Source organism: Pseudomonas gorinensis, assembly GCF_042015035.1.
Taxonomy (GTDB): Bacteria; Pseudomonadota; Gammaproteobacteria; order Pseudomonadales; family Pseudomonadaceae; genus Aquipseudomonas; species Aquipseudomonas gorinensis.
The window spans coordinates 1,275,064-1,292,555 of sequence record NZ_CP167125.1; the positions used below are offsets into that span (position 1 = coordinate 1,275,064).

Annotated in this window: 19 protein-coding genes, 1 tRNA gene and 2 pseudogenes; 13 read left to right on the forward strand and 9 right to left on the reverse strand. The window is 61.2% G+C overall.

The window, feature by feature from the left end; genetic code table 11:
- Positions 1–60: 60 nt before the first annotated feature.
- Both AB7933_RS05735 and AB7933_RS05740 read right to left on the reverse strand, forming a co-directional pair.
- Positions 61–234: a DUF3094 family protein gene (locus AB7933_RS05735; RefSeq protein WP_024073379.1), complete on the reverse strand. Its 174-nt coding sequence runs from the start codon at positions 232–234 to the stop codon at positions 61–63.
- A gap of 89 nt (positions 235–323) precedes the next feature.
- Positions 324–953, reverse strand: coding sequence for a DUF1780 domain-containing protein (locus AB7933_RS05740; protein WP_017845475.1), 630 nt, complete (start codon positions 951–953; stop codon positions 324–326).
- A gap of 100 nt (positions 954–1,053) precedes the next feature.
- Here AB7933_RS05740 and AB7933_RS05745 point away from each other — a divergent pair, with 100 nt between their 5' ends.
- From AB7933_RS05745 to AB7933_RS05755, 3 genes are all read left to right on the forward strand, one after another.
- A complete protein-coding gene (locus tag AB7933_RS05745; protein ID WP_024073380.1) occupies positions 1,054–1,521 on the forward strand; it encodes a hypothetical protein in 468 nt (155 codons plus the stop codon).
- On the forward strand, positions 1,518–2,207 hold the full coding sequence (locus AB7933_RS05750) for an energy-coupling factor ABC transporter permease (protein ID WP_024073381.1): 690 nt from the start codon (positions 1,518–1,520) through the stop codon (positions 2,205–2,207). The genes AB7933_RS05745 and AB7933_RS05750 overlap by 4 nt, the downstream gene beginning before the upstream one ends.
- A gap of 76 nt (positions 2,208–2,283) precedes the next feature.
- Positions 2,284–2,499 (forward strand): hypothetical protein, encoded by a 216-nt coding sequence (locus AB7933_RS05755; RefSeq protein WP_003171680.1) that lies wholly within the window; start codon positions 2,284–2,286, stop codon positions 2,497–2,499.
- Here the strand turns inward: AB7933_RS05755 and yacG are convergent.
- From yacG to AB7933_RS05775, 4 genes are read right to left on the reverse strand one after another with little or no spacing between them, the layout of a single operon-like run.
- Positions 2,496–2,696 carry a DNA gyrase inhibitor YacG gene (gene yacG / locus AB7933_RS05760; RefSeq protein WP_017845472.1) on the reverse strand — a complete coding sequence of 67 codons (201 nt, stop codon included), beginning with the start codon at positions 2,694–2,696 and terminating at the stop codon, positions 2,496–2,498. The genes AB7933_RS05755 and yacG overlap by 4 nt on opposite strands.
- On the reverse strand, positions 2,693–3,316 hold the full coding sequence (coaE, locus tag AB7933_RS05765; protein WP_024073382.1) for a dephospho-CoA kinase: 624 nt from the start codon (positions 3,314–3,316) through the stop codon (positions 2,693–2,695). The genes yacG and coaE overlap by 4 nt, the downstream gene beginning before the upstream one ends.
- Positions 3,313–4,179, reverse strand: coding sequence for a prepilin peptidase (locus tag AB7933_RS05770; RefSeq protein WP_024073383.1), 867 nt, complete (start codon positions 4,177–4,179; stop codon positions 3,313–3,315). The genes coaE and AB7933_RS05770 overlap by 4 nt, the downstream gene beginning before the upstream one ends.
- Positions 4,176–5,384, reverse strand: a complete 1,209-nt coding sequence (locus AB7933_RS05775; protein ID WP_024073384.1) for a type II secretion system F family protein — start codon at positions 5,382–5,384, stop codon at positions 4,176–4,178. Before AB7933_RS05775 ends, AB7933_RS05770 begins: the two co-directional genes overlap by 4 nt.
- 201 nt (positions 5,385–5,585) lie before the next feature.
- On the opposite strand from AB7933_RS05775, the gene AB7933_RS05780 reads away from it, so the two are divergent.
- The 4 genes from AB7933_RS05780 (at position 5,586) to AB7933_RS05795 (ending at position 8,011) form a co-directional block, all read left to right on the forward strand.
- Positions 5,586–5,999 (forward strand): pilin, encoded by a 414-nt coding sequence (locus tag AB7933_RS05780; RefSeq protein ID WP_024073385.1) that lies wholly within the window; start codon positions 5,586–5,588, stop codon positions 5,997–5,999.
- A 34-nt stretch (positions 6,000–6,033) separates the two neighbouring features.
- Entirely contained in the window at positions 6,034–7,443 is a 1,410-nt protein-coding gene (locus AB7933_RS05785) for an O-antigen ligase family protein (protein WP_024073386.1), read from the forward strand.
- A 39-nt stretch (positions 7,444–7,482) separates the two neighbouring features.
- A tRNA-Thr gene (locus AB7933_RS05790) sits at positions 7,483–7,555 on the forward strand.
- 150 nt (positions 7,556–7,705) lie between these two features.
- A complete protein-coding gene (locus AB7933_RS05795; protein WP_024073387.1) occupies positions 7,706–8,011 on the forward strand; it encodes a DUF6388 family protein in 306 nt (101 codons plus the stop codon).
- A 121-nt stretch (positions 8,012–8,132) separates the two neighbouring features.
- Here the strand turns inward: AB7933_RS05795 and nadC are convergent, their stop codons facing one another.
- A complete protein-coding gene (gene nadC / locus AB7933_RS05800; RefSeq protein ID WP_024073388.1) occupies positions 8,133–8,981 on the reverse strand; it encodes a carboxylating nicotinate-nucleotide diphosphorylase in 849 nt (282 codons plus the stop codon).
- Positions 8,982–9,225: 244 nt separating this feature from the next.
- Here nadC and AB7933_RS05805 point away from each other — a divergent pair, with 244 nt between their 5' ends.
- The 6 genes and pseudogenes from AB7933_RS05805 (at position 9,226) to AB7933_RS05830 (ending at position 15,583) form a co-directional block, all read left to right on the forward strand.
- Positions 9,226–11,376, forward strand: coding sequence for a DUF1631 domain-containing protein (locus tag AB7933_RS05805; RefSeq protein WP_024073389.1), 2,151 nt, complete (start codon positions 9,226–9,228; stop codon positions 11,374–11,376).
- Positions 11,377–11,437: 61 nt separating this feature from the next.
- Complete coding sequence (gene ampD, locus AB7933_RS05810; RefSeq protein ID WP_024073390.1) at positions 11,438–12,001, forward strand: 1,6-anhydro-N-acetylmuramyl-L-alanine amidase AmpD; 564 nt, start codon at positions 11,438–11,440, stop codon at positions 11,999–12,001.
- Positions 11,998–12,834, forward strand: coding sequence for a regulatory signaling modulator protein AmpE (gene ampE / locus AB7933_RS05815; RefSeq protein ID WP_024073391.1), 837 nt, complete (start codon positions 11,998–12,000; stop codon positions 12,832–12,834). Before ampD ends, ampE begins: the two co-directional genes overlap by 4 nt.
- A 1,120-nt stretch (positions 12,835–13,954) precedes the next feature.
- Positions 13,955–14,158 (forward strand): annotated as a pseudogene (locus AB7933_RS05820) (HAMP domain-containing protein); the annotation flags it as partial.
- A gap of 348 nt (positions 14,159–14,506) precedes the next feature.
- Positions 14,507–15,016, forward strand: a pseudogene (locus AB7933_RS05825) (methyl-accepting chemotaxis protein); the annotation flags it as partial.
- A 129-nt stretch (positions 15,017–15,145) separates the two neighbouring features.
- Positions 15,146–15,583, forward strand: coding sequence for a hypothetical protein (locus AB7933_RS05830; RefSeq protein ID WP_024073393.1), 438 nt, complete (start codon positions 15,146–15,148; stop codon positions 15,581–15,583).
- Here AB7933_RS05830 and AB7933_RS05835 read toward each other — a convergent pair.
- Positions 15,530–16,306 carry a TatD family hydrolase gene (locus tag AB7933_RS05835; protein ID WP_024073394.1) on the reverse strand — a complete coding sequence of 259 codons (777 nt, stop codon included), beginning with the start codon at positions 16,304–16,306 and terminating at the stop codon, positions 15,530–15,532. The two genes, AB7933_RS05830 and AB7933_RS05835, sit on opposite strands and share 54 nt — an antisense overlap.
- 2 nt (positions 16,307–16,308) lie before the next feature.
- A complete protein-coding gene (gene cra, locus AB7933_RS05840; protein WP_024073395.1) occupies positions 16,309–17,304 on the reverse strand; it encodes a catabolite repressor/activator in 996 nt (331 codons plus the stop codon).
- Positions 17,305–17,492: the final 188 nt, after the last annotated feature.

The following is a 17,492-nucleotide window of genomic DNA, read 5'->3' on the forward strand; positions in this document are numbered from 1 at the left end:
GGGGATATCTCGCAAGGCTAAAAGAAATCGGAGCAGTTCCCCCCGCGAGCGCCAGGCAGCTCATAGCGTCAGGTAACTCAAAAGGCGGCTCAGCAGGCCGAGCCCAATCACCGCCACCAGCACCACCACAAGGAGCAGCCATGGCCGGAAAGGCTTGCGCTCGACTTGGTTCTGGGAGAGTTGCAGGTACTCTTCGACATGCTGTTGGTCATCGGGGTTCAGGCGGCTGGTCATAAAGGCCTCGTCAGGTAGACGTTGCAGAAGGGCGCCACGTTACAGTCGGTGGGTGGGCGCAAACGCTATAAGCGTAGCCTGTGCCCGTGTCACAGGCTGATGCCCACGTCGAACACTATGCTGCGGCCCAGGTTGTTGCGCAAGAAATCCGGCGCGTCCGGGTGGGCGAACAGCACCCGTGCAAACGTCGGCCCCACCAGTGACAGCGAGCGCCAGCCCTGGCGCAGGTACTCGGTGGGCGGCGGGAAGTGACTGTTGAGGTCCAGGACTTCGCGCTTGAGGCTGGCAAACGCGACGATATCCAACTCGCCCAGGTCCATCCCGCGCTCTTTGTAGTTGTGCGCTTTTTTGCGCAGGGTCGGCGCCAGGCGCAACAGGAACTCATGGGCCGGAATTCGTCGCGGCTTGGCTTCGCGCCGAACCAGTTGGCTCAGGGAGAACGCACTGCGCCGACGCAACAGTTCATCGCGCCATTCGTCGTTCAGGCGCCGCCCCTCATCCAGTACGAAGAACACCTCGAAACTGGCGTCGCGAAACAGTACGTCCGGAGGCTCCTGCCCGGCGGCGTGAAACTCTTCGGCGCGGTACGGCACATTCAAGCCTTGCAGCAGGCGTTGGCAGACCCAACGCTCACGCTCCCATTTGCGGGCATTGGACAGGAACGCGTTGGCTTGTTCGGCCGCTACGGTGAGCAGGCGCAAATAATCTGAGTCATCCATGCATGCAGCTTAGCGTCCAAATGATGACGGCAGGAAGTCCCGCCGCAAAAGCTCGGTGTAGACTGGCCACTTGTCCGTTCTCCCTAGCATGAGGTGTGCAGTGAAGTTTTTTGCCGTGCTGTTGCTGAGTCTGTTGCCTGTCGGGGCCCAGGCCGTTGAGGTGGGCGAGCGCGTGGCGCCCTGGACCCTGTTGGATCAGTTCGATCAGGCCTACACCCTGGATGACCAGGCGCAGATCCTGTTGGTCGCCCGCGGCATGGACGCCGCCAAGCAGGTGGACGCGGCCTTGCAAGGCCAGCCCAAAGGTTATCTCGAGGCGCGCCACGCGGTGTTTGTCGCAGACATCCAGCGCATGCCTCGGCTGGTCGCCAAGTTGTTCGCGGTGCCGGCGATGCAAGCCTACAACTATCGGGTGATGCTCGACCGGGACGCCCGTATTGCTCCGCGCTATCCCGCGCCCGCGGATAAAGTGCTCTGGCTGCAACTGGATAACGGCAAGTTGATTGCTCAACACGAGTACAGCTCGGCCGCGGAACTGCGCCAAGCCCTGGAACAGGTCAAGCCGTGATCAGTGCGGCAGTGCTGGCGCCGGCTACCCTCGGCATTGGCTGGTTGCTGTATGCGCCTGTGCTGCTATGGGCGATCCTGCGCTCGCCGTGGGTCGAGCTGTTCGCCGATCGGCGGCGCCAGCATTTGCTGTTTGGCACGGTGTTCGCGCTGTTCATGTTATGGCTGGTGCGGCGGGATTTCGACACCGGCGTCTCCTACCACTTTATCGGCATGACCGCCGTTACTCTGTTGCTCGATTGGCCGTTGGCAATTGTCGGCGGGTTTGCCGCCCAGTTGGGCTTGATGCTGTTGGGGCGCCAGGACCTGGCGGCGGTAGGCATCAACGGCCTGCTGCTGGTCGTGCTGCCCGTGCTGGTCACCGAAGCCTGCGCGTTGCTGGTGGAGCGAGCGCAGCCACGCAATCCCTTCGTGTATATCTTCTGTTCCGGTTTTTTTGCCGCTGCGCTGTCAGCCTTGCTCTGCCTGCTGGTGGGGCTGGGGTTGTTGTGGTTCGACGGGCGTTTTGCAATGCCGGAATGGCTGGAGGATTTTGTCGGTTACCTGTGGCTGATCATCTTTCCAGAAGCCTTTATCAACGGCATGGTGATCAGCGCGCTGGTGGTGTTTTGCCCGGAATGGCTGGAGACATTCAATCGCACCCGCTACCTCTCGGCACCCTGGAAGGACGACGATTCGCAGACTTGACCCAGGTCAAATCGCTCGCAGCGGGGCAGGCCCATGCTTTGCGAAACTTTTCCTGAGCAAGGCGGGAGTACAAATCATGAGTGTGTATGAGTGGGCACGGCAGGAGTTGCGCAGAAGCCAGGACGCGGCACAGGAAATCGGTTTTGACCCAGGCTTGACCCTGCGCGCGATGCTCAGCGCCGTGGTGCAGCAGAGCAAAGGTGTGCGCAGTTTCGAAGACCTGGCCGACGAGTTGCAATACCTTGCAGAGAACCTCGACGACCAGCAGGAGTATGCCTTTATGCGGCCTTAATGGCGCGGCGGCAGGTCTTCGGAAAACAGCTCGTCTTCGGCGTCCGGCGCCACGGGGATCTTGTGTTCCTCAGCGGCCCAGGCGCCCAGGTCGATGAGCTTGCAACGGTCCGAGCAGAACGGCCGGTTGAGGTTGGTCGCTTTCCATTCCACGGGTGCGCCGCAGGTTGGGCATTCGACGGTCAAGGGTTGGCTCATGATCGGCCTCCACGCAAAGTAAGGTAAAAGTGGTGCAGTCGCTCGACCTCGCTGTGCAGCCAGGCGAGGTCTCGGTCATTGACCAGTACGTCATCGGCATGGTTCAGGCGGTCTTCGCGGCTGGACTGGGCCTTGAGAATCGCCTGCACCTGTTGTTCGCTGATGCCGTCGCGCAGCAGGGTACGCTGAATCTGCAGGGATTGCGGCACATCGATCACCAGGATGCGCTGGGTCATGTGGTACTGGCCGGATTCGATCAGCAGCGGTGACACCAGGATCGCATACGGCGATCGGGCGCGGGCCAGGTGATTGCGAATCTCCTCGCCAATCAATGGGTGCAGCAAGGCTTCCAGCCAGCGGCGTTCTTCGGGGACTTCAAAGATCAGCTTGCGCAGCGCGGCGCGGTCCAGTTGGCCGTCGCGCTGCAGCACGCCGGCACCAAAGTGTTCGGCGATGCGGGCGAGCGCCGGACGGCCAGGCTCGACCACCCAACGGGCGGCGTGGTCGGCATCCACCAGGTCGACGCCCAGGTCGACAAAGTGCTGGGCCGCAGCGCTTTTGCCGCTGCCGATACCGCCAGTGAGGCCAAGGATCCAAGGTGTTGCAACAGAAGTGGTCATCTGAAACCGACAGACTGCAAATAGAAGTCGGTTATTTGACCACCCCAGAGCACGGCAATCCAGCCGGCAATTGCCAGATAGGGACCAAACGGCATCGGTGCCGAGATCTCAGCCTTGCGCAAGCGCATCAGAATCAGCCCTACGATCACGCCCACCAGCGAAGACATCAGTAGCGTCATCGGCAGAATCTGCCAGCCGCCCCAGGCGCCAAGCAGCGCCAATAACTTGAAGTCACCATGGCCCATGCCGTCCTTGCCGGTCACCAGTTTGAACAGCCAGAACACTGTCCACAGACTTAGGTAGCCGATCACCGCGCCCCACAGTGCGTCCGGCAGTACGGTCAGCAGGTCGGCGCTGTTGATGATCAGCCCCAGCCACAGCAGCGGCAGGACCAGGATATCGGGTAGCAGTTGGTGATCCACATCGATCAGGCTCATTGCCAGCAGCCCCCAGCTCAACAACATGACTGCCCCGGCTTGCCAGCCAAAGCCAAAATGCCAGGCCACCATGGCCGAGATCAGCCCGCAGGCCAGTTCAGTGATGGGGTAGCGTGCACTGATCGGCTGCTGACAATGGGCGCAACGCCCCCGGAGCATGAGGTAGCTGAGCAGCGGGATATTCTCCCACGGGCGAATCGGGTGATTGCAGTGCGGGCAGCAGGAGTTGGGGTGCATCAGGTTGTAGGTGGGCCCGGCGGGGTCGGCGGGCATGCCGAGCACTTCAAGGGCTTGTGCGCGCCATTCCCGCTCAAGCATTTTCGGCAGGCGCCATACCAGTACATTGAGGAAGCTACCGATGATCAGCCCCAGTACCAGGGCCACTGCGACAAACGCCCATGGCTGCTCAGTCAGCAGCAGGTTCAAAACGCTGTACCGAGTTGGAAGACCGGCAGGTACATCGCAATTACCAGCGCCCCGACAATGCCCCCCAGCACCACCATTATCAGCGGCTCCATCAGGCTGGTGAGGTTGTCGACCAGGTTGTCGACTTCCGATTCATAGTGGTTCGCGACTTTTTCCAGCATGCGCTCGAGTGTGCCCGACTCCTCGCCGATGGCCGTCATCTGAATTGCCATGCCTGGAAAGAGACCGCTGGCGGCCATGGATTGGTTCAACTGCATGCCTGTGGATACCTCATGACGCATATGTTTGATCGCCTGCTTGTACGGCCCGTTGCCGACGGCACCTGCCACTGAATCCAATGCCTGTACCAGCGGCACCCCAGCCGCGAACGTGGTGGAAAGCGTGCGGGCATAGCGTGCCACGGCCGATTTCTTCAGCAGTGTGCCTGCCAAGGGGGCTTTCAACAAACCCGTATCCAGCCCCTGACGAAAGCCAGGGGCTACGCGATAGGCGTGGCGCAGCGCGAAAAAACCGGCCCCGAGGCCAAGCGCCAGAGCCCACCAGGCTTGCTGCATGAACGTGGACAGGCCGATGACGTGCAGGGTAAAACCGGGCAACTGGCGGTCGACCCCGGCGAACAGGTTCTGAAATTGCGGCACCACGTGGATCAGCAGGATGCTGCTGACCAGGCTCGCCACCACCAGGACGGCGATCGGGTAGGTCATGGCTTTCTTGATTCGCGCCTTTAGCTGCTCACTCTTTTCCAGGTGAGTGGCAACGCGTTCCAGCAGCGTTTCCAATGCCCCGGCCTGTTCGCCGGCGGCAATCAGGTTGCAGTACAGGTCATCGAAATAGCGTGGCTGTTTGCGCAGCGCGGTCGCCAGTGCGGTGCCGGCGGCGATGTCCTGCTTCAACCCCTTGAGCAGTTCCTGCATCGGCCGGCTCTCGAAGCCGTCGCTGATGATATCGAAGGCTTGCAGCACAGGAATGCCGGCTTTCAGCAAGGTCGCCAACTGGCGGGTGAGCAGGGCGATGTCAGTGGGTTTGATCGGCGCGGCGAGGCAGGCCAGGCCGGGGAGTTGCCTGCGCACACGGCTGGGGCGGATCCCTTGCTGGCGCAGCTTGGCCTTGATCAGGGCGAGGTTGTGGCCCGTGGTGTGCCCGGACACCCTGCGCCCTTGGCGGTTGGTGCCTTCCCAGGCGTAGGTCCTTGAAGCGTTGTCCATGTCCATTTCCGCACCCAGTTCGTCGAAGTTTTATAGCTTAGTCAGGTGACAAATTCGGGCGGCCTGGTGTTGCACGATAAAATGTCAGAATGTGCGTCTTGTGCGCGATGGGCCGCTCGCGGGTGAGTACACTGGCGCGGCTGTGAAATACGGGGTGCAGGACGCGCCTTGTCATGGGTTCTATTCTGGAGAGTGAATGTGATGCGTCAGAAAGGCTTTACCTTGATCGAGTTGTTGATCGTCGTGGCAATCATCGGCATTTTGGCCACCATCGGCTTGCCCATGTATACCACGCACCAGGCCAAGGCCAAGTTCACCGCGGGGCTGGCTGAGATCACCGCGTTGAAAGCCGGCTACGAGGATGTTTTCAACCAAGGCACCGAGCCGAAGCTGGAACTGGTCGGCGGCACCAGCCCGACCGCCAACTGCAAGATCGACGTGGCCGGGGATGTCGCCACCGGTAACGGTTCCATCAGTTGCGAAATACTCGATGCCCCGGCGCCGGTGCTGGGCAAGACCATTACCCTGACGCGCAGCGCCACCGCCGGCTGGAAGTGCGTGACCACTGCTGAGGCGAAATACGCCGCCAAGGGCTGTGATGCCAGCGGCGCTTAACTTCAAGCCCCGCACATGGATGTAAAGGTGGTCAATGTCGTTATCCCTGCAGCAGCGCGGCAATGTTTTCCTGGTGGCAGCGGTGTGCCTGTTGGTGCTGGGTATCTGTGCCCCTTTCAGTGGGCACGACCTGCAACGAGGGGTGCAGATTGCCCTGGGATTGTGTGCGGTGCTGTATGGGCTGTCGGTTTCTCCGATTGAGCGGCTGGTGGATCGGCCCACCGCCATAGGCCTGGTGCTGATTATCGGGCTGGGCCCGCTGTCTTCGGCCCTGGCCCACCAGCCACTCTGGGCATTTACCGAGGTGGCGCTGTTTATCGTCTGTGGGGCGATTGCGCTTGCATTTGCCTTGCTTCGGCGCCACGGCGGTGAGCCTTTGGACCGCGTCCTGGTGCTGGTCGTGGTGCTGTTGTGCCTGATCAAATCGATCCAGTATCTGCATGCTGGCCTGCTGGCTATTACCAGTGGTCAACGGATACTGGACCCTGACCTGCTCCTGTCAGGTTTTGCCAATAAGCGTTTCTACGGTCAATTCCAGACCTTCACTCTGCCGTTGCTGGCCCTTCCCCTGCTGCTGCCCGGCGTCAGCCGTCCCGTACGAAGTGCGGTGTTGGCGTTGTTGTGTGTCTGGTGGTTGATCGCAATCAGCGGCGGCACACGTGGCACGTGGCTTGGCATGGCGATGGCAAGTGGGGTGCTGGCAGTGCTGGGGCCTTGGGGGCGGCGCTGGCTGGCCTGGCAGTGGGTGGCACTGTGCGGTGGGCTATTGCTGTATTGGCTCTTGTTCACGGTGCTGGTGGGGTACCTGGGCATCGAAGTTTCCCAGGCGGCAGCCGATCGCCTGACCACCTCTCTGTCGGGGCGCGGCCCGATCTGGTGGCAAGCGTGGCACATGCTGGTCGAGCATCCATGGTTGGGTTTTGGGCCGATGCATTTCGCCGATATTGCCAACAACATTGCTGCCCACCCCCATCAGGCGATCCTGCAATGGGCCAGTGAATGGGGCATGCCATCGGCCCTATGCGTGGCAATTCTGGCGTGGCGGGCGAGTTGGGCCACCGTTGGCGTACTCCGTGAACGGGCGCAATTTGCAACGTGTGCCGACCTGCTGCGCACCTGCCTGTTTGCGTCGCTGATCGGCGCGCTGACGCAGTCCATGGTGGATGGTGTGATCGTGATGCCTAACTCGCAGGTGTGGTTGGCGCTGGTGGTGGGCTGGCTGATGGCGTTGCATGCCTGGCGCGCCCCGGCAACGCCCGCATTGCCCCTGGCCTGGGGCGCCTGGAACGTGGCGAGTGTGTTGGCCGTTGGTCTGCTGGTGTGGGTGGCCGTGCGTGACCTGCCGCATCTCCAGCAAGCGCAGCAGCGCTATCTGGATACCCGTGGCGGGTACCTGCAACCGCGCTTCTGGGCTCAGGGCGTGATTGCCCTCTCACCGCCGTAAGTTGCCGGACGCCCGATGCGGTGCTAGCTTTAGCCCACCGCCCGTGTAGCTCAGCCGGTAGAGCAGCGCACTCGTAACGCGAAGGTCGCAGGTTCGATTCCTGTCTCGGGCACAAAGGCAACAGTGTTTCAAAGGCAACGTTTTCAGATGATCCCAGAATGGTTCTGAAGGCCAGACGAGCCGGCATTCGTGCCTGTTCTTTTGTATCTGCGCAACCTTGATGACCCAGATGCATCCCCATTCCTCGATCTAAGAGAACAACATGACCACGACTGAGATGACCCAGGAAGTTCGGCACCAAGCAGCCCTCGACAAGTACATCGGGGAATCGCCGCAGCTTAAAGAAGAGATCAAGGACCTGAGCGCTGAAGATCAGCGTGACCAGATCCAGTGGGCATTCGAGGACGAGGCCGAGAGCCAGGGCTTGCAGCCTTGGGAGCTGACCCTCAAGTACACCTCGACACCGGAAGAGTTCGAAGCGGCACGGCTGGCCCTGCACAAGGAAGCGGCCGAGGTGCTGGGTGTCGAGTGGGAAGAGTACTGCGAGATGAATGACCTGGTGGTTTAAGCGCTTGCTTGTGTAGGAGCGAGCTTGCTCGCGAAAATCGCTAACGATGACGCGGGCTGCCTGGTACCCTGCGGCGTTCTCAGGTTTTTCGCGAGCAAGCTCGCTCCTACAGTTAAGGTGCTCAAATACTGAGGCGCATCGACAAATCCACCGCCTTCACATCCTTGGTCATCGCGCCGATGGAGATGTAATCCACTCCGGTTTCTGCGATGGGCAGCAGGGTGTTTTCATTGATCCCGCCGCTGGCTTCCAGCTTGGCCTTGCCGCCATTCAGGCGCACGGCTTCGCGCATGTCATCCAGGCTCAGTTCATCGAGCATGATGATATCGGCGCCCGCCGCCAGGGCTTCACGCAATTCGTCCAGGCTTTCCACTTCGATTTCCACCGGCTTGCCTGGGGCGATCTGGTGCGCGGCGTTAATGGCCTGGGCAATGCCTCCGCAGGCCGCGATATGGTTTTCCTTGATCAGAAAGGCGTCATACAAGCCAATACGGTGGTTGTGGCAGCCCCCGCAGGTCACGGCGTACTTCTGCGCCAGGCGCAGGCCGGGAAGGGTCTTGCGCGTGTCGAGCAGCTTGACCTGGGTGCTGGCGACAAAATCGGCGAGGTACTGGGCCCGAGTGGCTACGCCTGACAACAACTGCAGAAAATTCAACGCACAACGCTCGCCGCTGAGCAGCGAGCGCGCCGGGCCTTCAAGGTGGAACAGCGCCTGGTTGGGGCTCACGCGTTCACCGTCGGCGACTTGCCAATGCACGGCGACCCGCGGGTCCAGCTGGCGGAACACCGCGTCTACCCAAGCGGTACCACTGATCACCGCCGCATCGCGCGTGATGATCGTGGCCTTGGCCAGCCGTTCGGCCGGGATCAACTGTGCGGTGATGTCGCCACTGCCGATGTCTTCCAGCAGTGCGCGGCGCACATTGGCTTCGATTTCGGCGGTGAGGTCGGCAAGACGGAGGTTCGGCATAACAGGCTCCACAAACAAAGTGCCCCGATTATAGGGGCAGCGCGCGTTTGAACCCAGCCACCTGCTCATTTACACGCCAATGACAGAGTTTGCTGGCGCAACGGCCCTCATTTGCAAGATAATCTCGCGCCTTGCAATTGGCGTCATAGCTTTGACGTACTGGTGATAACCGGAAAACCGCAGTGCCCAGCCGGCCCTGTACCCGATCGTTCCCCAACCCACACCGCCGTTTCAGGAGGCCAGGATGCACAATGACGGAAAGGTGGTGCCTATTCACAAGGCACAGGCCACGCCATCGCCGCTCGCTCGCCTGCCGGTGGTATTGCTGCAGGTTCGCGACAAGTCCGCGCAACAATTGCAGCAGGGCTTGCAGGAACTGTTCGATAACGCCGACGACACCCTGTTCGAAATGGCCGACAAGGCCCGCAACAACATCGATCACCATATTTTCTTTGAAGCCATGCGTGACTTGCGCCTCAAGCGCAAGAATTTCGAACGGGTGTTCATGGAGCAACTGTTCGAGGCCTTTGCCAACCTGGGCCAGGCTGGGCGCGGTGACCTGCAGTTGGTTCCGGTGGTTTCCTACGATACGGCGTCAGGCACCTCCAGCGATGACCGGGAAAAAACCGTGGCGTTGGAGGCCATGCTGGTTCGCGTGCGCCATCGCGATGGCTTGGCCCTGGGGCAATTGACCGCGCGCCTGAATGCATTGCTGGATAAGCACCTGGATGAGCGTGAGAACCCCCTGGGGCCGGCGTTGTTGTGTGAGTTCTTCCTGCGGGCAGGGCGCAGCCTCGGGGTGGAAATCCGCGTCAAGCTGATCATGCTCAAGCTATTTGAAAAGTACGTCCTCAGCGACGCCGACTACCTGTACGGCGAGGCCAATCAGTTGCTGGTTGCCACGGGGGTGCTGCCCGAGCTCAAGGCTGTGCCGTCGCGGCGCCTCGGCGGGCGGGCGACACGCGAGCATCCGCGTGAAGACAATGTGCCGACGTCCGATCAACCGGTCGACGAAAACGGCCAGCAAGCCTTTGCGGCCCTGCAGGAACTGCTGGCGGCCGTACGTGGCAGCGTGGCGCCCACCCTCGAAGCCAGTGCCGAACCTCAGCCGATTGCCACCCGTGACCTGTTGCGCCTGCTGTCGCACTTGCAGCAATACGTACCGGAGCCGGACGTCGAGGACGACTTCGACTTGCGCAACCAGCTTGAACAGCTGTTGACCCGGGTCAGTGTCAAGAGTGGCAAGTCCCGCGTGGTGGAGGATGCCGACGAAGACGTGATCAACCTGATCGCCCTGCTGTTCGAGTTCATGCTCAATGACCATGGCGTGCCTGACGCCTTCAAGGCCTTGATCGCACGCTTGCAGATTCCCTTGCTGAAAGTGGCGGTGCTGGATAAGAGTTTTTTCAGTCGCCCCAGCCACCCGGCCCGTCGGCTGCTCAATGAAATCGCGGCCATGGCCATGACCTGGAACCCGTGCGATGAGTATCAGCGCGACAGCCTGTACGTGCGCATCGAGCAGGTGGTACAGCGTTTGCTGAACGAGTTTGTCGAGGATCCGGCGATTTTTACCCAGCTTTTGACGGAGTTCTGTGCGTTTACCGCGAACGAGCGACGCCGCAGTGAGCTGATCGAACAGCACACCCGTGACGCTGAAGCCGGGCACCTGCGTACCGAAGAGGCTCGCCAGCGCGTGGCGGATGTGCTGAACCGCCGGCTGCTGGGCAAAGTACTGCCGCGCGCGGTGGTGCAGTTTCTCCAGCAGGCCTGGAGCCAGGTACTGTTGCTGGCCAGCCTCAAGCACGGCGAAGAGTCGGTGCAATGGCAGGCGGGGTTGCGGACCATGGACGAGTTGATCTGGAGTGTGAGCCTGCAGCAAGACACCGAGGCCGGGCGGCATTTACTGGAGCAACTACCGGGCTTGCTCAAAGCGTTGCGCGATGGCTTGACCAGCGCGGCGTTCGATCCTTTCAGTACGCGTGAGTTTTTTGTGCGGTTGCAGGCCCTGCATATTCAGCCGGGTGAGGGCGTCGAGACCCTGGTCGAAGTCAGCCAGCCGTTTGTGCTCAGCCCGGGCCTGCCCGACACCGCCGAGGACCTGCCGCTGGACGATCCCGCGCGGCTCAAGGTCCAGCAACTGCGTGTCGGAGGTTGGGTCGAGTTCCAGGCGCTTGAAGAACCCCCCCTGCGCTGCAAGCTTACGGCGATCATGGCACCGTCCAACCGCTACATTTTCGTCAACCGCATGGGGCTCAAGGTCTTGGAGAAAAGCGTCGGCCAACTGGCGCTGGCGTTCAAGCGTGGCACCTTGCGCCTGCTGGACGATGGCCTGTTGTTCGACCGCGCGCTGGCAGCGGTGACGAACACATTGCGTCAACTCAATCGCGGCAAGTGATCGCACCCACCGGGTGGAACGCGGCATACTGGTCACACTTCGTCACGTTCAAGGATCCTGTATGCAGTTGGACCCCACCAGCGGCTGGTGCCAGGGCATTGCGCATTGCCCTTCGCCCAACTTCAACGAGCGCCCCACCGGCGAAATCTCACTGTTGGTGGTGCATAACATCAGCCTGCCGCCAGCGCAGTTCGCGACCGGCAAGGTGCAGGCGTTTTTCCAGAATCGCCTGGATGTCACGGAACATCCCTACTTTGAAGGGATTGCCGACTTACGGGTGTCTGCGCATTTTCTGATTGAGCGCGACGGCACGGTGACGCAGTTTGTATCGTGCCTCGACCGGGCCTGGCATGCCGGGGTTTCGTGCTTCGATGGGCGTGAGACCTGCAATGACTTTTCCCTTGGTATCGAACTGGAAGGTACGGATGACTTGCCGTTCACGGATGCGCAGTATGCGTCGCTGATCGACCTGACGCGCCAGTTGCTGGTGGCTTACCCCGACATTACCCGTCAGCGCATTTGTGGCCACAGTGATATCGCGCCGGGGCGCAAGACCGACCCTGGCCCCGCTTTTGATTGGGTACGCTTTCGTAGCGCCCTGCAGGATGGAGGACACGCACAATGAGTTTCCTGGTATTGGTGCTGGCCGTGTGGATCGAGAAATTCTCGGCCTTGCGCCAGCGGTTGCAGCGTGATGGCGGCTGGTTACGCGAGCTGGCCAAGTTGGAGGCGAGCCCGCGCATGGGCAAGCAGCCGTGGCTGATCCTGGCGCTGCTGGTGTTGTTGCCGGTGGCCTTGCTGGCCTTGCTGCTGCTGGTACTGGAGCCGGTGGCCTACGGCCTGTTGGCGTTGCCGGTGCACCTGTTGGTGGTGATCTACAGCCTGGGGCGGGGGGATCTGCTCGCCGGCCTCGGACCGTTTCGCGATGCGTGGCGCCGGGGCGACTTGCAGGCCGCCGAGCATGTGGCCGAGCGAGACCTGAAGATCGCAGCGGACAGCGGGGAACAACTGCTGGAACGGGTTCAGGGCCATCTTCTATGGCAGGCCTACCAGAGTTTCTTCGCGGTGATCTTCTGGTACTTCCTGCTGGGCCCTGTCGCGGCCCTGGCTTATCGCCTGCTGGCACTGGCCAGTGAGCACAGCCAGAACCCCTTGGTAGCCGAGCGTGCCGGCCAACTGCGCCATGCCTTCGACTGGTTACCGGTGCGCTTGCTGGCGGCCAGCTTTGCCCTGGTGGGCAACTTTGTCGCGGTCAGCCGTGTGATGCTTCACGAATTGCTGAGCTGGGATATCAGCGCCGCGCAGTTGGTCGAAAAAGTCGGTCTGGTGGCCGCTGAGATTCCGCCGCCGGTGGTGGGGGCTGATGGCATCAACAGCCTGGATCGCCTGTGGGAACTGCTGCTGCGTGCGGCGGTGCTGTGGTATGCCGGGTTCGCCATCTGGACGGTGCTGCCCTGACCTGGGAGGAGCCGGCCCGCCGGCTCCGTTCTCGTTAACCTTAAGTTACAAAACTCCCTTTCGATTTGAGCTATACAGACGGAGCGCCAAATAGTGGCTTTCTGCCGCCGCCCTGCGCCTCAAATAAAAATAATAGGAAGGGAGTTCACCCGTGAAGAGCTTGCTCTATCCCGCCGTCGCGCTGATGAACCGCCTGAGCTTCGGCATGAAGTTCAGCCTGATCAGTGTGCTGTTCCTGCTGCCCATGCTGGCGACCAACTATTTCCTGGTGCGTGATTCGTGGCGTGAATTCCAGGGCACCCGCATCGAACTGCAAAGCCTCGACCTGCTCGGCAGCAGCCTGGCCCTGCGCCGCGACCTGGAAACCCTCAACAACCAGGTGCAAATCAACGCAACCCTGGGCCAGTCCGGCAAGGCTGGCGACCTTGAAGGCAAGATCAGCACGTTGGAACAGCATGTGTTGGCACGGGTGCAGGGGCTCACAGCCATGACCACCGACCCTGAGCAAATTGCCGCCTTCGATGCCAAGCGCGACGAATTGATCGCTGCCTTCAAGGCCCAGCAGCAGGAGTCCTCCCTGCTGAGTAAAAGCGCGCTGATCGGCAAGTTGCTCAACAAAGCGCAGATGCTCAGCCAGATCATCGCCAGCCAGGCCGGCTTGAGCCGCGACCCCCAGAGCGATTTGCGCCAGCTCAGCGAGCTGATCACCAGCATCACCCCGCAGGTCACCCAGACGCTGGGGGAGGGGCGGGCGATGGGCGCCTATTCCCTGGGCCAGGGGTTCCTCAATTCGTCCTCCAGCACCCGCTTTGACGAGTTGCTGCAGCAACTGGAAAAACTCCACGCCGAATACGCCCTGAAACTCCAGGACGCCCTCGGTTCCAGCCAGGCCGCCCACGCTGCGCTCGACAGCCTGGCCAAGGCCAGCAATGCCAGCCTCAAGCAAGCCAGTGAGGTCTTCGAAGAGCAGGTGGTGATGGCTGAAACCCTCGACGCACCGTGGCAGGGTTTCTACGACAACGTCAGCCAACTGATGGCCCAGACCTATCAGCTCGATGAAGCCACGCTGGCGTTTCTCGGGCACCAGCTGGAGCAGCGCCTGGCGCAGTACCGTACGCACATGGTGGTGCTGGTGTGTGCCCTGGCGGCGGTGTTTTTGCTGATCTTCTATTTGTACGCTGGCTTCTATGCCTCCACCCGCACCACCCTGCGACGCCTGGGGGTGATGATGGACAAGGTGGCGGCGGGCGACATGACGGTCACGTTCGTCGCTCATAGTCGCGACGAGCTGGGGGAACTGGGCGAGGTGTTCAATGGCACCGTGGCCAAGATCCATGACCTGATCGAGCGCGTCGGCCACACCGTCGGCCAGGTCGAGCTGCAAGCCAACCAAGTGGAGGCGGTCTCAGTCCGCAGCAACCAGGCGGTGTCCGGCCAGCGCAGCCAGATCGAGCAAGTGGCGACCGCCATGAACCAGATGTCCTCCACGGCCCAGGAAGTGGCGCGTAATGCGGCGGCGGCGGTCAGCAGCGCCCATAGCGTCAACGATGAAACCGTCAGCGGTCGTGGCCTGGTGCAATCCCAGCAAGGCAGCATCGCGCGCCTGGCCTTGGACATTGATGAGTCGGTGCGGGTGATCAACCAGTTGGCGACCGATAGCCAATCGATCAGCAGCGTGCTGGAAGTGATCAAGAGCATTGCCGAGCAAACCAATCTACTGGCGCTGAACGCCGCGATTGAAGCCGCTCGCGCCGGAGAGCAGGGGCGCGGTTTTGCGGTGGTGGCCGATGAAGTGCGCACCCTCGCGCGGCGGACCCAGCACTCCACCGAGGAAATCGAGCAGATGATCAGCCGTTTGCACAGTGGTGTCGACGCGGCGGTCAAGGCTATGGGAACCAGCCATGCCATGGCGAATGGCACGGTGGGGCAGTCGGAAAAGGTCCAGCAGGCCTTGGAAAACATCCTGGGTGCCGTCGGCATGATCGTCGATCAGAACCAGCAGATTGCGGCGGCCGTGGAGCAGCAAACCGCCGTCGCCCACGATATCGACCAGAACATCGTCGAAATCAATCGTGCAGGTGAACATGCCGCCCAGGGTGCCCATCAGGCCGAGGCGGCCAGCCGGCAGTTGTCGCGCCAGGTGATTGAGTTGAAGCAATTGATCGGCGCGTTTCGCGTGTAAGAATGTTGAGTAGGATGTTTCTTTTGCTGGAGTGGTACTTGTCTTGATTTTCTTGTACTTCGTCTTTGCTGCCGAGAATGGGTGAGAATTTGTTTCAGCCAATAATCACAGTCCAAGGGAGGCAAGACGATGACCGCTGCCATAGGCATCAAAGGGCACTGCGCCCATTGCGACATCACCTTCGAACTCAAGCCTTGGCAGTTGAATGCCATTGCCATTGAAGAACCCTTCGATTGCCCGTACTGCCATAGGATTCTGCAGTTGTGCTGCACCCGGCAACTGCGTCAGTTCAGGGCACTGGACCATTGGGCCTTGGTACGACTGAGCATGGTGGTATTCACCTGCGTGGCCCTGATCGTGGCGTTGGTGGCAGAGTGGCTCGGGCTGATCAGCGTTATCGGGCAGTTGAATATTTCACTGCTGGTGCTGTTGGTGCATTTCCTGGTGGCACGCTACGCCCGTCATCGGCAGCGGATGACCTTGGACCTGCAAGTGGTCAGGCCGGTCAACGCCCTACCAATTGAACAACTCGCACGCATTGCGTGTGCTCGCTTCAGCCAGCAATAGCGGGCTGAGGCCCATGCGTTCGGCCAGCGCGGTGCAGATATCGGGCAAGTGTTGCGGGCTGTTACGCTGGCCGGGGTACATGGCGGGGGCCATGTCCGGCGAATCGGTTTCCAGCACCACCGCGTCCAGGGGCAGTTGGGCGAGCACCTTATGCATGCGCAGGGCCTGGGGCCAGGTGGCGGCACCGCCCAGGCCCAGCTTGAAACCCAGCTTGATGTATTCGCGCGCTTCTTCCCGGCTACCGGCAAAGGCGTGGATGATGCCGCCCCGTGGCAGGCGGATACGCTTGAGGGTGGCAATCACGGCGGCATGGCTGCGGCGTACGTGCAACAGCGCCGGCAGTTGGAAATCGACGGCCAGTTTCAGTTGGGCTTCAAACAGGTGTTGCTGGCGTGTGCGGTCCAGTTGTTCGAGGAAGTAATCCAGGCCGATCTCGCCGACGGCGCACAGTTGTCGATGGCCGTGCAGGCGGGTCAGCCAATCGCCCAGCTCCGTCAGGTCGGCGGGGCGATGGTCATCGAGGTACACCGGGTGCAGGCCGAAGGCGGCGAACAAGCCTTCATCGCCTTGCACCAGGTCCCACAACCGCTGCCAATTCTGCTGATACACCCCCAGTACCACCATGCGCTGCACGCCGAGTTGGCGGCTGTGGGCGAGGACTTCCCGGCGATCGCTGTCGAAGTCCGGAAAGTCGAGGTGGGTGTGGGTGTCAATCAGCTCCACGCTCAAGCCTCGTGAATACGCCGCTTGAAGGTCCGGCCGATGGCATGCACGCCGGGTTGGTACTGCTCTTCTTCGATGGCGGCCAGGGCCAGGCGCAACGCCGTGTCGGCGATCAACTGATGTTGCTGGGCCATGGCATTGACCGGCAACGGCAGGAAGTCCAGCAACTGCGTATCACCAAAGGTCCCCAGGCGTAGCGGGCGCGATCTGAGCGGGAAATCATGCAGCGCGTCGAACACCCCTTGCAGCAGCACGTAAGAGGTGGTCACCAGCGCGTCAGGCAAATGCCCCAGTTGATGGAGAAGTTGCTCCATCAGTTGGCGGCCACAATCGCGGCTGAAGGCCTCGCCCTGTTCGACGATCACTTCGCCGGTAAAACCTTGCAGTGCTTCACGGAAACCGGCGGCGCGCTCCTGGCTGATGCTCAACTCAGGCCGCGCACCGATCAGCGCGATCTGCTTGGGCACCGGTTGCAGCAGGCTGCTGGTCAGTTGCTGGCAGGCCTGGCGGTCGTCGCTGACCACCGAGCAGAACTGTTCGGCGTTCATCACCCGGTCGATGGCAATCACCGGCAAACCCTTGGTTTGTAACTCGCGATAGCTGTCGTCGCTGGCCGGCAGGCAACTGGCGACAAACAGCGCATCGCAGCGTCGGGCGCGGAACAGTTGCAGCAGTTGGCGTTCGCTGTCGGCATTGTCGTCGGAGCTGGCGATCAGCAATTGATAACCACGCGCGCGGGCGCCTTGTTCCAATAGCTTGGCGATCCGTGCGTAACTGGGGTTTTCCAGGTCCGGCAGGATAAAACCCAGCGTGCGGGTATGCCGGCTGCGCAGCCCGGCTGCCTGGGGGTTGGGCGTAAAGCCATGGGCTTCGACCACCGCACGCACGCGCTCGACGGTCGCGCTGCTGATGCGTTGCTGTTCGGCTTTGCCGTTGATGACATAACTGGCGGTGGTCACGGACACACCGGCCAGACGTGCGATATCACTGAGTTTCAAACCGGGATTTCCTTGTTTTTTAGAGCTGGCCCCGACATTTTGTCCAATCGTAACCGATTACTGCACACGACTAATGTCTCAGCTCAAGTGCCGAGTGGTTCTTCAAGGATGCGCAATTAACGCGTAATCTGCCATAAATTCTAGATTAAACGTTTCAGCAGGCGTATTTTTGCGATGTTCGCTACTGA

Coding starts and splice junctions, on each gene's coding strand:
- AB7933_RS05735 (WP_024073379.1), bottom strand. CDS start 234: ATGACCAGCCGCCTGAACCCCGATGACCAACAGCATGTCGAAGAGTAC.
- AB7933_RS05740 (WP_017845475.1), bottom strand. CDS start 953: ATGGATGACTCAGATTATTTGCGCCTGCTCACCGTAGCGGCCGAACAA.
- AB7933_RS05755 (WP_003171680.1), top strand. CDS start 2,284: ATGAGTGTGTATGAGTGGGCACGGCAGGAGTTGCGCAGAAGCCAGGAC.
- yacG (WP_017845472.1), bottom strand. CDS start 2,696: ATGAGCCAACCCTTGACCGTCGAATGCCCAACCTGCGGCGCACCCGTG.
- coaE (WP_024073382.1), bottom strand. CDS start 3,316: ATGACCACTTCTGTTGCAACACCTTGGATCCTTGGCCTCACTGGCGGT.
- AB7933_RS05775 (WP_024073384.1), bottom strand. CDS start 5,384: ATGGACAACGCTTCAAGGACCTACGCCTGGGAAGGCACCAACCGCCAA.
- AB7933_RS05780 (WP_024073385.1), top strand. CDS start 5,586: ATGCGTCAGAAAGGCTTTACCTTGATCGAGTTGTTGATCGTCGTGGCA.
- AB7933_RS05785 (WP_024073386.1), top strand. CDS start 6,034: ATGTCGTTATCCCTGCAGCAGCGCGGCAATGTTTTCCTGGTGGCAGCG.
- AB7933_RS05795 (WP_024073387.1), top strand. CDS start 7,706: ATGACCACGACTGAGATGACCCAGGAAGTTCGGCACCAAGCAGCCCTC.
- nadC (WP_024073388.1), bottom strand. CDS start 8,981: ATGCCGAACCTCCGTCTTGCCGACCTCACCGCCGAAATCGAAGCCAAT.
- AB7933_RS05805 (WP_024073389.1), top strand. CDS start 9,226: ATGCACAATGACGGAAAGGTGGTGCCTATTCACAAGGCACAGGCCACG.
- ampD (WP_024073390.1), top strand. CDS start 11,438: ATGCAGTTGGACCCCACCAGCGGCTGGTGCCAGGGCATTGCGCATTGC.
- ampE (WP_024073391.1), top strand. CDS start 11,998: ATGAGTTTCCTGGTATTGGTGCTGGCCGTGTGGATCGAGAAATTCTCG.
- AB7933_RS05830 (WP_024073393.1), top strand. CDS start 15,146: ATGACCGCTGCCATAGGCATCAAAGGGCACTGCGCCCATTGCGACATC.